The sequence below is a fragment of the Acetobacter nitrogenifigens DSM 23921 = NBRC 105050 genome (genome assembly GCF_000429165.1).
Taxonomy (GTDB): Bacteria; Pseudomonadota; Alphaproteobacteria; order Acetobacterales; family Acetobacteraceae; genus Acetobacter; species Acetobacter nitrogenifigens.
This window is the reverse complement of the sequence record NZ_AUBI01000021.1, coordinates 15,802-31,013: the sequence shown is the minus strand read 5'-3', so window position 1 is coordinate 31,013 and position 15,212 is coordinate 15,802. Positions and strand designations below refer to the sequence as shown.

Here is a 15,212-nt window from a genome sequence, read left to right as displayed (position 1 = left end):
GAGTCCGGTGTGTGATTCCAAGCGTCGGAGCGCGCGGCCTCGACGGTCGTGGGCGTCAAAACACAGGACACCCCCGCCGGATCGCCGCAGTGCATATTGTCGAAGCAAGCTTCTAGCCCTCGTCTCTCTAGAATTTTTTTTGCTTCGAAGTGCTTTTATGGAGTGGCCACAGAACGGCCGACGCCGGCCCGCAGCGCCGTCGACGCCATCTCTGTGAAACCTGCGTCGCTTGGATGAAGGTGGTCTGGGCGGGCGTAGTCCGGACGCAGGCGTGATGGGTGATCGGGATCCCGCAAGGCCTGATCGAAATCGATAACTCCATCGAACACGCCAGAGCGGATAAACGTGTTGAGCGCCTGTCGTGCCCGCTCCCCCTCGGTCGTATAATAGTCGGCGCCTTCAAACGGAATCAACGTGCCAGCTAGAATGCGTAATCCATGCTCGTGCGCCCGCGCGATAAGTTGGAGATCTGCAGCAACCAGATCAGCGATATTCACGTGATTCGCTATATTCTGCGCCCCGAAGCCGATATCGTTGATCCCCTCCAGAAGCACGACCTCTCGTACGCCGGGCGCGGCCACCACGTCCCGATCAAAACGAGCCAGCGCGGCCGCACCCTCCGATGAGCCGTCGTGTAGCAGGCGATTTCCGCCAATTCCTGCGTTCAGAAGCGTTGTTTTGTATTCCAGCAACGCCCCAAGCTGCTCGGGCCAACTCATGTGATAGCCGGGACGCCCTGCTGGTCCCTCCGTGATGCTATCGCCGAGCGCTACGATTACTGGCGGAGTCACGGTCGCCTCGACGTCCAGTCGGGAAACGAGCGCTGGCCCCCGCTCGTCCACGGCCCCATCAAGGTGCGCTTCGCCCGTGCGATCGCCGGGACCTGAGATGCTGATAGGCGCCAAGTGTGCTGCTGGACGCGCACTATCCGGATAAAAGATGGATACCTCGATTTCTGCACCAGCGGGAATGGCCAGAGCCACCGGATCGCTATATGCCGGTGCGCCAGCAGGAATGATTATTCCGGGGCGATGGCTGAAGCTTAATATCCGCTCCGTCCCGGGCAAGGGTGAGCCATCTGACGCGCTGAGCGCCACGCGCGCTGCACCGACATGGAGCGGAGCCTGTCCCAATTCGTTGGTCAACACCACCCGCAATCGTGCGCCAGTAGCCGCAACGCGGAAAGTTTGTCGCACCGTCTGGTTTCGATACTCCCGCACAATCACGGGATAATCGGCCGCAGCGGGATAGACCGCAGGGCCCAACCAGCCTGCCGCCCAGCCTGCCGCCCGCGCGTGCGACGCCACTGCCAAAAGCGCAACTCCAAAAATCGCCAAGCCGCTCGTCCGCACCACCTAACCTCTTGTCTGCTCGTTCTTGAAATATTCAACAAAATGCATAAGACGACCCAACTCAACCGGCGACGCCACCTCCAGTTCTATCCCAGCATCATAGGCGTCGGCGCGACGCCGCAGAATGGTTGCGTCCATGGGTCAAGAAGATTCGATACGTTTATTATAGTCTCTTAATCTTTGTGTTTTTTAGCTCGCGCAAACACCGTGGCGCCACAGCAGCGCGGCATGATCGAGAAATACCGCCAAGCGAATGTAGTTCGCAAGGCAGCACAACACAGTCCGAAGCGGAGTTGCATACGTCACGTAGGCCGAAGTCGCCAATGAACATGATCAATTCCCTGTCGAGAGCGCTTTTCCAACCATGCATTGCGTAATCAATCTGCTTCTAAGCCTTCGTTTCATGGGTTTGAAGGGGGCTCTAAACACCTACGCGCAGTCCGTCAGCCAGAAGAGCGACCATGCGTTGGGCTTGTAATGGGCCGTCAATGTCCGACATGGAGAGCCGCGCGATCGCGCCCAGCAATTCGTTCGCGGCGACGTCAGATCTGATTTGGCCTGCATCTGCTGCGGATTTTAGCAGACGGTCAAGCGTAGGCCGAAGACGGGCCTCGAAGTGGTCGGGCAGGGCTGCATAGGCCGGTTCACCCGAATGCAAGGCGGCTGCGAGTCCTCGTTTTGTCGCAAAGAACGCTGAGAAGCGTTGCATCCACAGCCGTAGAGCTTCGAAGGGTTCATGCCGGGCTGCGATCATGATCGCAGCGTCAGCGCAATCGTCGATCTCCCGGCGAAATACAGCCGCAATGAGGTCCGAACGCTGAGGAAAATGGCGATATACCGTCCCGATACTCAATCCGGCTTTGCCTGTGATTTCCCGAATGGGGGCGTTTACGCCGGAGGCCGCAAAGACCTCTTTGGCCGCTTCGAGCAACGACTCCAGACTGCGCTGCGCGTCCGCCCGCAAGGGGCCGCGGTCGTTCTCGCCAGATCCTGTTCCTGCGCTTGATCGAGTGCTCAAGAGATATCCTTTACAAACGGAACAATGTTCATTATTCGATAGTGAACGTTGTTCCGTTTTCGTGTAGCAGGTTCTGTGACGTTTGCCCATCAGCGTCGCAACGTCTTGGGAGGCAGGCTTATGAAAACCGATTTATTCAGTCTCGACGGCAAGGCCGTACTGGTCACCGGCGGCAGTCGCGGTATAGGCGCTGCGTGCGCGAAGTTGCTCGCCGAGCGTGGCGCCACTGTCGCGATCACTTATTCCAAGACCGCCGAACGAGCCGAAGCGCTCGTTGAGGAGATCGAATCTGCTGGCGGGTCGGCGTTTGCAGTTGCGGCCGACGCGGGTGACGCGGAGGCTGTCAAGGCGGGCGTTGCACGGGTTCTTGAACGATTTGGCGGTTACCTTGACATTCTGGTCAATAATGCCGGCATCGCGGAGCCGGGCCTGATCGGCGAACAGGACGCCGCCATCTTCGAGCGACAGATGAACATCAATATTCGTGGGGTCTGGAGCACGACCTCGGCGACGGTGGCTTCCATGCGCGATGACGGGCGTATCATCAACATTGGAAGTTTCTTCAGCGAGCGTGTGACTGTTCCCGGTATTAGCGCTTACGCCATGACCAAACATGCCGTGGCCGGTTTGACCAAGGGATGGGCGCGCGATCTCGCCGCACGGCGGATCACGGTCAACACAGTTGAACCGGGTTCGATCGAGACCGAGGCCAATCCCGACGAGGGCGCACGGGCGGCGATGGTCAAAGCGATGATTCCGCTTGGACGTTACGGACAGCCCGCTGAAGTCGCGGAACTGGTTGCTTTTCTCGCGTCCCGCGCAGCGGGATACATTAACGGCGCTCAAATCCTGATCGATGGTGGCATGCTTGCCTGACGAAGTTTCGTTCACGCCCATGCCGCCGGATTCGATGCATTTCGGCGGCCGTGATCATGCGCTGATCGGGCGGGCGGGCGCCATTCCAACGGCGGCCCCGACGACGGTGGTGTCGGTCTGCCCGATTGTGATCCCGACCGCCGGGCGTCCCGTAGATCTGGAAGTGCGCGTCTCCGCGCCGCTGACCGGCGGCGACCTTCCGCTCATTTTGCTTTCACATGGGCAGGGGTTCTCGAATCATCTGTCGTCGTTGAACGGTTACGCTCCGCTCGCGCAGTTTTGGGCGGCACGCGGCTTTGCCGTCATTCAGCCTACCCATCTCGGCTCCAGGACGCTGGCGCTTCCTTCCCAGACACCCGGCGCACCGATTTTCTGGCGATCCCGCGTCACGGATATGAGCCGCATCCTGGATTGGCTCGACCTGATCGAAGCATCCGTGCCTGGGTTGGCGGGCCGGCTTGATAAGACGCGTGTCGCCGTTGCAGGCCACTCTATGGGCGGGCATACGGCTGGAATGTTGCTGGGGGCGAGGCTTATCGACCCGGACGACGGAGTGGAGGTTGATCTCGTCGACCGCCGGATTGGGGCGGGAGTGCTGCTCGCCGCCCCTGTTGACGGCGGCTCCTCGTTGAATGCTTTCGCCACTGAAGCCATACCGTGTTTTCGCCATCCCAATTTCGCGACGATGACGACGCCTACGCTCGTCGTTGCTGGAGATCGAGATGCGTCCAACTACCTGTGTACGCGCGGTCTGTCGTGGCATGCCGATCCTTATCGGCTCGCCCCCGGTCTCAAAGCGTTGCTCACGCTCTTCGGGGGCGAGCACATTCTGGGAGGCGTCTCTGGTTACGACGTGGCTGAGACCACCGATGAGAACCCGGAGAGGGTCGCCACAATCCAGAGGATGACGTGGGCTTACCTGCGCAGCGCCCTCTATCCGGGCGATCCCGCATGGACGATGGCATGCGCCGCGCTTGGCGGCCTCGGGTCGATCGAAAGCAAGTAAGCGCCAGGATAACATGCAGATGGACTGAGCAATGACAAACTTTAAAGACAAGTACGGCCATTACGCTCTCGTTGTGGGGGCTTCCGCGGGCATTGGGGAGGCGATTGCAAAGGAAATCGCCTCTCGTGGAGTCAATCTGGTGTTGGTCGCACGGCGCGGTGACCGGTTGGAGGCGCTAGCCCGCGATGTGATGCAGAACTTTAATGTTCAAGTGCGCTGCGTGGCTCTTGATTTGCTTCAGGACGACGCCATTGACCGTCTCGACGAGGCTGTGGCCGACCTGGACATAGGTCTTCTCGTCATCAACGCAGCAACCGTATTGGCCGGCAGTTTCCTCAAGAACGGATACGAGCAGGAAACGAACCTGATCAAGCTCAATGTCCAGATGCCTGCTCAGATCGTGCATCGGATAGGAAGTCGTTTGAAACAGCAAAGGCGGGGCGGGATTCTTCTCGTGTCGTCGCTCGCAGGAAACGCGCCGACGCCGTATCAGGCAAGTTACGCCGCAAGCAAAGCTTATCTTTCCTCTTTCGGGCAGGCCCTCGCTTACGAACTTTCCTCCCAGGGAGTTGACGTCCTGGTCGTAGCGCCGGGAGCCACGGACACAGAAGGGATGAGGGCTACAGCCAATATTGACTACACCAAGATGAAAGGAGTGTCCTTGATGAAGCCGGAGGCCGTTGCGAAGGAAGCGATCGAAGGGCTCGGCAAGCAGACATTTAGCATCCCCGGCGCGAAGAACAGGATCGGCGCTTCCTGCTTGGCCTGTTGCCGCGAGCGACCGTTGTGCGAACAATTGGTAAAATGACTGCCGCAGCCATAGATCGCTCCGCTCTTTGATCGGGAGTGTTTGGAACGCCGTAGATTTTATCAATATATTTTCCAGCAGAACTGTCTGCATATTTGTCCTGTGGGTGTAGCGCGCGAACAGGATGGCTCCGTTCCGCTATCTTTCGAATTTTTCCTCAGAATCGCGAAAAACGAAAAAAGTGCGGCGTTTGATATGCAACATACCTAGCGTCGTTCATGGCAGAAGGTTGTCGTCCGGCGCGGCAGTCCGTGAAGAGCTTGAGCAGGCAGCGTAACCATTGCCAACGTGTCGCTATCAAAATCATGGCTCTCGTCGGATGGGGTGATTCGTATAGTCTTTCGCAAGAGCGGCGAGATGTACGATTATAAGGTCACTACGACTTTCTTCGCGGAAACGCCGTGCTCCTGTATTTGGAGAGCTGTGGGTATCGCCGCGAGTCCGTGACCTGCGAGCAGCGGGTCTGGGGCAGCGACGTAACTTTCAGAGGCGAGGGCGCGTGGCAAAAAATTCTCGTAGATAATCTGGCCAAGCTCGTTTTCTGCAAGTGAGCTTCCCCAGACGAACTTTGCGCGAATCCCGCGCAGGCGTGCGCGGATCAGTAGAGAAACCGTAGATACGATCATGCGGGTCATAATTCGGGTCAGCCACATCGCCCTTCGGAAGCCTGAAGGCGCGCCGGTGAATGAGACGGACGGCGTCGCCATGACCAGCGACTTTTCGCCGCGGCATTCAGTGATGATATCGAGGCAGCAACGTGCGGATCCTACACCGATGGAGAAAGCTCCCGCGATCGAGCGGCTGCAGAAAGCGGCTACTATATCGGCATGCGTCGTTGGGCTCTGGTAGTCAAAAACGAGAGCAGCGCCGAGAGCTTTTGCCGAGGCGAAATTTTTTGGCGAAGTTGTAGTGATCACTTCGTACCCAGCCGCGGCGGCAAGCTGGATAGCGTTGCTGCCGACACTTGTCGATCCGCCCCAAATGAGGACGGTTTTACCAGTTGGTCGCGCATTGGATGTAGGTAGTTGCAGGGCCAATTGGTCCTTTTGGAAGAGTGCGCTTGCCGCTGTGGACAGGCCAAGAGGCAGGGCCGCCGCGCGTTCGTAAGCCATCGAATCCGGGATCGGCGAAGCCATGCGTTCGGATATGACCGTATAAGTTTGAAATGCGCCTTCAGCCGGGTTGTTGCGCGACTTTTCCGATCCGAGCGCGTGCCCGAGCACACGGTCTCCTGCCTTGAATCGCGTGACGCCAGCGCCGACTTCGACAACTTCGCCAGCGACGTCAGAGCCAAGGATAAAAGGATATTTTAGCCACGGAAAAAATACGGAGCCGACCGAAATCGTCATCCAGTCCGCCGGATTGATCGCAACCGCTTTGTTGCGGATGACAATTTCTCCGCCGCGCGGCGGCGTGTATGGCGCTGGTCTGATCTCCAGGGCGCCACTTTTCATGGTCAGCCAGATCGCATGGTTACTCTGGGTCGTCATTGGCTCGAGTCGAGCTTCGCTGTGATCTGGGGCCGAAAAGTTGAATCCATCTGGGGCGCCTGACGAGGTAACGTACAGAGGTTCAGCAATGTCACTCACAATGGTTCTCGCCATCAATCTTACCATCGGTAAAATATTTTATGTTAAGTGGGTCACGTGTCAACGAGAATCTTACCATTGTAGAGTTTGCGGAATGATAAGGCCTTATCACCATGGCGATTTGCGCAAGACAATGCTCTTTGCTGCCGAGACGATTCTTGATCGTGACGGTATTGCGGCGTTGACGTTGCGCGCCGCGGCCCGCGAAGCCGAGGTTACCCACACCGCGCCCCGCCACCATTTCGGCGACCTTACCGGCCTTCTTACCGAGCTCGCTGCCTCCGGTTTCGTGAGACTTCGTGACCGATTGCTGACGGAAGCCGAAAAGGCGAGTGGAGATTCCCGCCCCCCGATCATCGCTCTTGGTCGTGGGTACATAGCATTTGCGAGAGCGCATCCAGGTCTGTTGCAACTCATGCTTCGCTCGGAGCGGCTGGACTGGTCGTCCGCCGCCCTGTCTCAGGCGGCGTCCGATGCTTTCGCACTTTTGACAGATGACGTCTCAGGCGCCAAACGTCACGTGGAAGATTCTGGATATTCAAATCTGACTTTGGCTGTTACCCGTCTTTCATTGGTGCATGGTCTTGCGACCCTGCTCCTTGATGGGCGGATCGAGGCGATGGTGAAAAAAGTTCCTGGTTCTGACATTGACGCTCTGATCGAGAGCGTGCTCACGCATCTGGTCCAGAACGACGCTCCGACACCGTAACGTTACTGGCGGTAGCGTGGCCAGCTTCTTGAAATCAGCCGGTTTTTAGAACCATCCGCATGCAATATACTCGCTTATTAACGGGCGGTGACGTGCGGAAGCAGAAGATAGGACGCCTGAGCGCCGCCGGTCGCCAGGGTATCTGTCCCCCCGTAGATGGCGGGATCGCGGTTCGGGTGCGCAGCGAAAAAGAGACCGGAGTTATCCGAGTTTGGGAGGTCGTAATCTCTGGCGTGAGCGATGTTGGCGTGGGGACCGTAGCCGAAATCTTTTCCCTGGATCGTCAGGGCCAGACGATATCCCTTGGGAATTACGATGCTCGTCGGCTCAGAAAACTCAACATCCGTCGGGTAAAACTCTCCAGGCGTCATCGGTTCTGAACCAAGGTGTGGATGAAACGGAACGTACTCGGTAGATTTCGCAGGATCTTCCGCGCGCTGCGAGACACGAAGATAGCCGAGGCCAAGCGGCACGTTTGGATCGCTGTTCCCCATGAAAGTGACGTCGCGGCCCTGCGGATCGATGAGCCGCACAGCGGCGAAAATGTCCATATCTTTGGTCGAAGAGCTGACCCATAGTCTTGCGCCTATTGGGCCGGTGAACTCGGTCTCCTGTTCAAATGGGGCCGAGGTAAAGGTCAGTCCTTCGCCAGACCCGGGGTAGGATCTTTTCGCCACAACTGATACCGGAGCAGTGCTCATCGAACCTGTCTCCGCGTTCAGATACCAGCGCTGCGGATGCGTCCCGGGTAACGGCCATGCTGAAGCGGGGCGCCATGCCGTGCCGTCGGGGCGGCGGACCTGGACTGCAACTCGAGGTTCCTCTTCCCAGCCGTTGGGCGCCCCCTTCAGAAAGTGATCGAAGAAGCGCTTCTGCAAAGCAAACGCTTCTTCGGAATAGAAGGGCGTCAGGTGATCGCCGGTTTGAATGCGGAGCCATTTTTGCTTGCTCGCGGCGGCGCGATAGCCCTCGGTGCTCCAGTCCGTCCAGTTGGCGATCGCAAGCATAGGGGTGACGATCTGCGTGCCGTTCGGAGTGCGCTGTTGATAGTAAGCGTCATCAAATGGGTGTTTCGCAAAAGATGCAACCGGATCAATGCGATTCTGCTTCAAGGCGTCAGGGGGAAGCGGCGCGCCTGTGTCCTTGCCGCCGCTAATGGAATCGACCAACGGCGTACCAGCGTTGCCGTTTTGGTTGGGCACGACCTGATGGGTCCACCAATACTCCCAGGCGACGTTGATGAGGCCGCCGTAATAGCCGATCTCGCGATACTGGTCGAACGCGCCTTCCCAAGGCAGGATAGCGGCGAGGCCCTGCGGATGCAGAGCTGCGACCTGATACTGATTGATGGCTTGGAATGACGTTCCGAGTAGCCCCACTTTGCCGGAACTCCAGGGTTGGTGCGCCGCCCAGGCGATCAGCGTAGCATAGTCTTCGGTTTCACGCGGGGAGAAGGGGTCGAGCACGCCAGGCGACGCGCCGGCTCCACGGACATCGGCGTGGACGACGATATAACCGTTAGCGACCCAACGTTCCGGATCTGGCGCCTCGAATCGGATATAGCGGCAGGACGATTTCTTGCAAAGGTCTGGGTATTTCGCGATCAACTTGGCCCAGGAGGTTTTATAGGCCGGTGCGTCGGCCATGCTCGTATCCTTGCCGTAAGGACCCATCAGCATCAGGACCGGATAGCGGCCCGATTTTTCCGGTCGGTAGATATTAACCCGCAACTGCAAACCATCGGTCATAATCACAGGGACATCATGATCGAAGGCCATGCCGGCAACGCCGGACGCCACCGGTTCCGCTATGCTCGGTTCAGCCAAGGCGAGGGTAACAGCAAGGGTGAGAAAAGTGGTTAGTCGCATTGGAGGGAATTCCTTATCGACAATTTTTTCGTGCCGTTATGCGGTATCGGCGGCGTGTTGCGCACGACGGAGGCCATGCGGATGGTGTAGTGACGCGCCTGGTTTTTTCAGTTCGGTGGCGGACGGGATCCTGCTGTGACGCCGGGAGGCATGGCGTCGAGATCTTCCATCAGCGTCGGGTGGCTTGGTCGCCAGTTCAATAAACTCTGGGTGGCCACGTTCGACACCGGATTGTCTGCGGCCACAAAAGGCGCGAGCCACCCGAAATGCTTCGACGCATCCTTACGTGATATCTGTCTCACAGGGACCGAGAGATGGCGTCCGATCGCTTCGGCGATGTCACGAAATGGAATGCCGTTTTCGGCGACCGCATGGTAGCGTCTGCCAGCTTCACCTTGCTCCAGCGCAAGGTGGAACAGGTGCGCCGCATCAAGTCGGTGGACCGCCGCCCAGCGGTTTGCTCCACCCCCGACACACGCGGAAATCTGCTTCTTGCGCGCAATTGCGATCAACTGGGTGACCAGACCCTGTCTGGTCTGGTCGTGTACCGAGGGCGGTAGTCGAACGATAGTCGTCCGGACATTTCGCGCGGCGAGTTCCAGCGCGGCGGCTTCGCATCGCGCTCGCAGGCCGCCGACTGCGCCAGGATTGGCGGTGTCGGTTTCGACCGCCATCCGTCCTTGCGCCATGGCCATTGTTGGAAATGCGATGACCAACCGACGGTCGTTTCTGAGTAACGCCTGACCGAGCGTCTCGATGGCGCGGCGGTCCGCCTCCACTGCGGCGTTCATGAACCGTGTGACAATATTGGTCGGGCTGCCGCCGAAAAGGACACTCAGGCGCGTTCCAGGACGAGCCTGGGAGAAAGAATGAAAGAACGCGGTATGAATCACGCCATCTGCCTGACTTGCCGCCTTGGCCAGACATTCGAGATCTTCGATCCCGCCAGGTAGAGGTTTGGCTCCGGCGGCCTCCAGCTTTGCCGCCGCCGCCGCCGAACGGACAAGCCCGGTGACCTCGTGCCCACTGCGGAGCAACTCGCGGACGACGGCGGATCCGATGAAGCCAGTAGCGCCAGTGACAAACACGCGCATACCGCGTCTCCCATCTCTATTGAGCCCTCAACTTATGGCGTTGAGGTAGAACGAACCATGCCTTAGTATTCGTGTGTAGGTAGCGATCGTTCGGGAGTTGCACGTGGATCCACTATCGGAGGTGCTGTCCCTCCTGAAGTTGCGCAGTTACGTGTCGGGTGGATTTGACGCTGCGGGGGACTGGGCGATCCGCTTCGGACCACATGAGGGAATCAAGTTCCATGCCGTGGTGGCAGGCTCCTGCTGGCTGTCGGTCGAGGGGGAACTGCCTGTGCAGGTGAATGCGGGCGAATGTTTCCTTCTCTCGCGTGGGCTCCCCTTCAGCATTGCCAGCGATCTGTCGCTGGACCCTATCCATGTGAGTCAGGTTTTGCCGCCTAACCCCAGCGGTCGCATTCTCTCCTACAACGGCGGAGGAGATTATTTGAGCATCGGTGGGCATTTCACTTTAGCGGAAGGACAGGCGGATTTGCTCCTGCAGGTTCTTCCGCCGCTGCTACATGTTCGTGATCAGCTGGGCAGCGCGACCTTGCGCTGGTGCGTCGAGCGCATGAGGCAGGAACTTGCGGAGGGCCAACCCGGTGATTTTATTGTCGCCCAACAATTGGCGACCATCGTTCTGGTTCAGGCGCTGAGGTTTTATCTATCCGGCAGGAAGGCGGAGAACCCTGGATGGCTCTTCGCGCTTGCCGACAAGCGTTTGTGTGCGGCGATGGCGGCAATGCATGCGACGCCCGGCGAACGATGGACACTTCAGACACTCGCCAGGGTCGCAGGAATGTCACGCACCGCCTTTGCCGTGACGTTCAAGGGGACAGTCGGCCTCTCGCCGATAGCGTATCTGACGCATTGGCGAATGATGCAGGCGGCTGACCACCTGGTTTCATCACGCTGCTCGCTTGCTGAGATTGGATCGGCGGTTGGCTACGACTCCGAAAAATCTTTTGGCGCAGCGTTCAAACGTGTGATGCGTTGTTCGCCCCGCGAGTATGGACGTCGACAAGGCGGAAAAGGAGGCCCTATGCTTCGCTCAGGCCCGACGTCTTCATCGACGCATACAGGCGGGTAGTCGAGGGTTTTGCTCCCACGATTAATACTTCCCCACTTGCCATGCGCACTATTCATACTTGTTCTGGTGGAGCATACTCTAAGGGTACAGCTTGGTGCTCACCCCGCCCCTAATGCTGCCGATCAGGTGGAAACGCAGGGAGACCTTGCTCGTCACGCCTGTCTTACACGCGCTGCAGCTAATGTGACAGAGCCTCCGGATCATCGGGGTCTTGAACGTAAACACCGGCTGTTCGCCCTCGCTGCGGTCTGAATAAGCCTGTGTCTTGTCCAGATCACGGCGAAACGCCTCAAAATCCAAAGTCCAGGAAAATGCTTCGAATTGATCGCCAAGACCGCTCAATCGTGCAAGCCGCTCTTCAACATCAAAGAAACCGGGTTATTCCATCATCCATCCACCCGGCATCATACCGGGAATGGAATCACAGCCAATAGTTCAGAGCCGGAGGTTTTTCGAATCCCCCAAGTCTCTTCGATAATCAGAAATCACAGGCAGGTCTGGTTGTCCGACCCGGATGCGTGGTTAAAGCTGCCATGAGGACTGGATTAGCCAATATCGTCTACAGTATGTGCCGCCTCCCCTGCCTTGGGTGGCTCGCGAAAAAGCAGGAGTACTATGCGCATTGTTCCGCAGAAAGCGCATAGAGAAAGCCACCGCGCAAAACCACCAAAGCCCGCAATTGGATCCATTCAATTCACATTTATATAAATTTTACAGATATTTCGCATGAGAGAAAAATTTTGTCTTCATGTCTTCGAAAGTAAGACGGGAATCGATTTCGCTGTATATTCGTATTGCACGCCCTTCTTCATTGTGTGTATAATTACCGCAACTATCTATTTTTGGTGCTCTTTTTATTGCGAAATTACTTGATGATGTGTCTGGGTCAAAGGACGACTGCAACGCAGTAAGAGTAACTAAGGGACTGTCACCTAATATATATGTTTCTCCAATGCCGTTTTTCAATTTTCCCGTCCGCACCGCCAAATCAGCTACATCGTTGATACTTTGTAGTAAAAACTTCCCCAAAGTACCACACGTTCTGCCAATATTACAGAGTTCCGAGTAACTTATTAACATGCGTCGATAGGTGTTGCGCGGCACTTGCCATATTGGGATATTGCAATTATTGAATATATAACGGCAAGAATCGAGATCTATTGTCATGTTGTATTCAGGTTTGGAGGCGGTTGGTTGTTCGAAGTGCTCTGACGGATATTCGTTTCCACCAATCCAGACTAGAGTCATTCTAGTCGCAATTCGAGGTTCAAGAATGATTGCTTTTGCGAGTTCGGTCAAGCTGGCGCCCGCGGCGTAATAAAGTGGGATGTCTGGGACGTCGGCTCGCATAGCCTCGTCAATAATTGCTCTTGTGGCACCGTTCGGTGTAATCTTCGCACCACACGCGAGCGGCCCTGCGCTCCCTTCGTGTAGGGGAATCTTTAGGTTAGAATCTATTATCCCGATCAGGTCGCGTGCCCGACGTACTGACTCTGTCGCTTGATTGCGCGGGCCTCTGTCTGACGACCAATTTTCTCCTTTATGAAGATGGGACCCAATTATAGTGCTTATATGGCAAGAGGGAGAAAGAATTTGATGGGCGAGCTGAAATAAACCATCAGGGTCTCCGCAAAAATCGTTGTCAACTATGACTCTGCTTCGTACAGATGGTGCGCAGAGAGAACGTTTGGGATAAGAGATTGCTGCCATTGTAGCGGCTATACTTGACTGAAGAGTAGCGCGCCTCGAAATGATGGTTTGTAAAATATTCTCCATCTTCATTGCTTTGGCTCTTTTCTGACTTCACTTGTTTTTTGTCCAGCCTGACGGCATGCCCTTACCGTCAAAGCCATAACCGTTAACGTGGTCCCTACTGCGCCGCTGGAGGGAAACGACGATGCATCGGTCACCAGTAGATTTGGTACCTCCCAGCAGCGATTATAGGCGTCAAGGTAAGAGGTCTTGGGGTCATTTCCCATCCGAGCGCCGCCGCTTTCATGGATCGCGGCTCCCATTGTCATGCTCATGTGAAAGCTACGCCGAAAAATAAAACGACCAACAAAGCTGGAATCCGGAAAGGCTCCCTGGCCCTTCTCAACGAAACTAACCGGGGATCCGCAGAACTCAACGGAACCACCAGTCTGCTCTATCATGTTTACTATGCTGTTTTGTTGTTCCTCAAGAAGCGCCTTTTCGTTTTTGTGCAATTTGCAGCACACTATTGGCGTGGGAATGCCCCACCGATCAGTGCGGCGTTCGTCGACCGTGATGCGATTGTCGGGATAAGGCAGCATTTCACCGAACCCCATGGCGACGAATTTTGAATTTTCATTTTCGTCGACGGGAATGCGTCCAAGCATCCCCTGAAATGTGTAGCCGCGATAAAAGGAACGGTTTAAGCCATCAGCGGTGTTCTCGTAACGGGGAATATAGAAGCCGCTGGACGGGGGGTAGACGCTGTCTTCAACGCCAGTTTTGTCCTTAAAATGTCCTTTTGAAAATGAAACATTTGCGTAAATGATACTTGGACACTGGTCCATGAAATATCGACCCAGCGTATCATTTGTGTTGCCGATTCCATTCGGGTATCGTTCACTTTTTGAATTTAAAAGAAGTCTTACTGTTTCTATAGGAGAACCGCATATAATAAAAATTTTCCCTTCTACGTTCAGGCGCTGCTTCGTGTGCGTGTCTATACATTCGATAGACGTGGCTTTCCGTCCGCTTTGATCGCAGGAAATGCGGGCCGCTATGGTGTTCGCCTTGTATGTCAGCCGCCCTGTCGCTTTGGCGTCGAGAAGCGGTTTTGGAATGCGCTTTGAAAAAGGTGGCATATAGCGCCAGCTTACGACATGGCGCCCCGGCCACAGTTGCTCCACTTTCTTTTTGAAAGTTTGTTCCGGAGGGACCAGGGCGACCGGGGCTGCATAGTTGCCGTCGGGTAGTGATGCTACGTGGTCTCGATTTCCACGGACTTCAAGGTATTCTTCAATTTCGTCATAATAGGGGGCGATGTCGGCATATGAAATAGGCCAGTCTTCGCCCTGCCCATCGAGTGATTTTCCTTTAAAATCGAGGTCGGACCAGCGCAACAGCACACGTCCGAATGTGTGAAGGCGGCCACCGATCTGTCTGCCTCTGATCCAGAGAAAGGGGGTGCCTTTCGGAGTAAAATACGGGTTGTCGCGGTCATTGACAAAAAAATGCTTAAAACGCCGGTTAAAGAAAACCAGTCGCGCCTGAATGTGTTGGCCCAATAGCGTGGCCTTGATGCGCGGCCAGAGATGAATGCCTCGTTTTTCTGGCCTGTCGGGTCTGGGCGGAAAATCTGCAGCCGAGATATCGGGTCCGGCCTCGAGAAGCAGGACCCGTAAGCCCTGTTCCGTCAATTCTTTGACGGCGAAGCAACCAGCGGCCCCTGATCCGACTACTACTGCGTCATACTGGGTATCTTGCATCTTGGTTTCTATACTCGTGTTTCTTCAGAAGGGAGCGGGCGCGCCACTACTTCATAGTATATAGCTGATTGCTGTGAGGTTTTCTGTTGAGTTGAGGAGTTTTATGATTTTGTTTTGTATTTTGAGGCCTGTGTTTGTTTTTATGAGTGTGTAGGTGATGTTTGCGGCGTATTCGCGCAGCCTGTGCTGGCGGAGTTCCGTGAGGGTCATGGCGCAGCGCAGGACGCAGGTTTCATCGCTGGCCTCGAGCATGCGGTAGCGTCCGAGCATGCGCACGGTGCGCGCGGGGGGCGCGGCCGAGATGGAGCGCCCGCCGAGCAGACGCTCGACGCGCTTTTCGCGCATATGCGCGTCGTCATAGGCGT

At 56.5% G+C, this 15,212-nt stretch carries 13 protein-coding genes and 1 pseudogene; 5 read left to right on the top strand and 9 right to left on the bottom strand.

The genetic code is table 11. From position 1 onward, the window contains the following. Positions 1 to 155: 155 nt before the first annotated feature. Together G442_RS22960 and G442_RS0116630 are read right to left on the bottom strand one after the other, a co-directional pair. Positions 156 to 1,337 (bottom strand): GDSL-type esterase/lipase family protein, encoded by a 1,182-nt coding sequence (locus G442_RS22960; RefSeq protein WP_161628386.1) that lies wholly within the window; start codon positions 1,335 to 1,337, stop codon positions 156 to 158. A 436-nt stretch (positions 1,338 to 1,773) separates the two neighbouring features. After that, positions 1,774 to 2,370, bottom strand: coding sequence for a TetR/AcrR family transcriptional regulator (locus tag G442_RS0116630; protein WP_026398892.1), 597 nt, complete (start codon positions 2,368 to 2,370; stop codon positions 1,774 to 1,776). A 120-nt stretch (positions 2,371 to 2,490) separates the two neighbouring features. Between G442_RS0116630 and G442_RS0116625 the strand changes: the two genes are divergently transcribed. The 3 genes from G442_RS0116625 to G442_RS22955 are packed head-to-tail and all read left to right on the top strand — an operon-like array spanning position 2,491 to position 5,060. After that, positions 2,491 to 3,246: an SDR family NAD(P)-dependent oxidoreductase gene (locus G442_RS0116625; RefSeq protein ID WP_026398891.1), complete on the top strand. Its 756-nt coding sequence runs from the start codon at positions 2,491 to 2,493 to the stop codon at positions 3,244 to 3,246. Continuing rightward, entirely contained in the window at positions 3,239 to 4,252 is a 1,014-nt protein-coding gene (locus tag G442_RS0116620; RefSeq protein ID WP_246789502.1) for an alpha/beta hydrolase family protein, read from the top strand. The genes G442_RS0116625 and G442_RS0116620 overlap by 8 nt, the downstream gene beginning before the upstream one ends. A gap of 31 nt (positions 4,253 to 4,283) precedes the next feature. Next, positions 4,284 to 5,060, top strand: a complete 777-nt coding sequence (locus G442_RS22955) for an SDR family NAD(P)-dependent oxidoreductase (RefSeq protein WP_051292461.1) — start codon at positions 4,284 to 4,286, stop codon at positions 5,058 to 5,060. A gap of 365 nt (positions 5,061 to 5,425) precedes the next feature. Here the strand turns inward: G442_RS22955 and G442_RS0116610 are convergent, their stop codons facing one another. Beyond that, entirely contained in the window at positions 5,426 to 6,550 is a 1,125-nt protein-coding gene (locus G442_RS0116610) for a zinc-binding alcohol dehydrogenase family protein (protein ID WP_035376813.1), read from the bottom strand. Positions 6,551 to 6,743: 193 nt separating this feature from the next. Here G442_RS0116610 and G442_RS22950 point away from each other — a divergent pair, with 193 nt between their 5' ends. After that, positions 6,744 to 7,358, top strand: coding sequence for a TetR/AcrR family transcriptional regulator (locus tag G442_RS22950; protein ID WP_051292460.1), 615 nt, complete (start codon positions 6,744 to 6,746; stop codon positions 7,356 to 7,358). Positions 7,359 to 7,435: 77 nt separating this feature from the next. On the opposite strand, the gene G442_RS0116600 is transcribed toward G442_RS22950, so the two are convergent. Then, on the bottom strand, positions 7,436 to 9,226 hold the full coding sequence (locus G442_RS0116600) for a CocE/NonD family hydrolase (RefSeq protein ID WP_026398888.1): 1,791 nt from the start codon (positions 9,224 to 9,226) through the stop codon (positions 7,436 to 7,438). Positions 9,227 to 9,333: 107 nt separating this feature from the next. Beyond that, positions 9,334 to 10,320: an SDR family oxidoreductase gene (locus G442_RS22945; protein ID WP_051292459.1), complete on the bottom strand. Its 987-nt coding sequence runs from the start codon at positions 10,318 to 10,320 to the stop codon at positions 9,334 to 9,336. A gap of 103 nt (positions 10,321 to 10,423) precedes the next feature. Between G442_RS22945 and G442_RS22940 the strand changes: the two genes are divergently transcribed. Continuing rightward, positions 10,424 to 11,389, top strand: a complete 966-nt coding sequence (locus G442_RS22940; protein WP_051292458.1) for an AraC family transcriptional regulator — start codon at positions 10,424 to 10,426, stop codon at positions 11,387 to 11,389. Between the two features lie 233 nt (positions 11,390 to 11,622). Here the strand turns inward: G442_RS22940 and G442_RS26260 are convergent. The 4 genes and pseudogenes from G442_RS26260 to G442_RS25610 all read right to left on the bottom strand — a co-directional run. Further along, positions 11,623 to 11,731: pseudogene (locus tag G442_RS26260) on the bottom strand (IS5/IS1182 family transposase); the annotation flags it as partial. 369 nt (positions 11,732 to 12,100) lie between these two features. Beyond that, positions 12,101 to 12,688 carry a hypothetical protein gene (locus tag G442_RS25935; RefSeq protein ID WP_211229163.1) on the bottom strand — a complete coding sequence of 196 codons (588 nt, stop codon included), beginning with the start codon at positions 12,686 to 12,688 and terminating at the stop codon, positions 12,101 to 12,103. 479 nt (positions 12,689 to 13,167) lie between these two features. Beyond that, positions 13,168 to 14,847: a GMC oxidoreductase gene (locus G442_RS0116580; RefSeq protein ID WP_026398887.1), complete on the bottom strand. Its 1,680-nt coding sequence runs from the start codon at positions 14,845 to 14,847 to the stop codon at positions 13,168 to 13,170. Between the two features lie 51 nt (positions 14,848 to 14,898). Continuing rightward, positions 14,899 to 15,212 (bottom strand): aromatic-ring-hydroxylating dioxygenase subunit beta (locus G442_RS25610; RefSeq protein ID WP_035376821.1); only part of this gene is annotated, 314 nt, incomplete at its 5' end.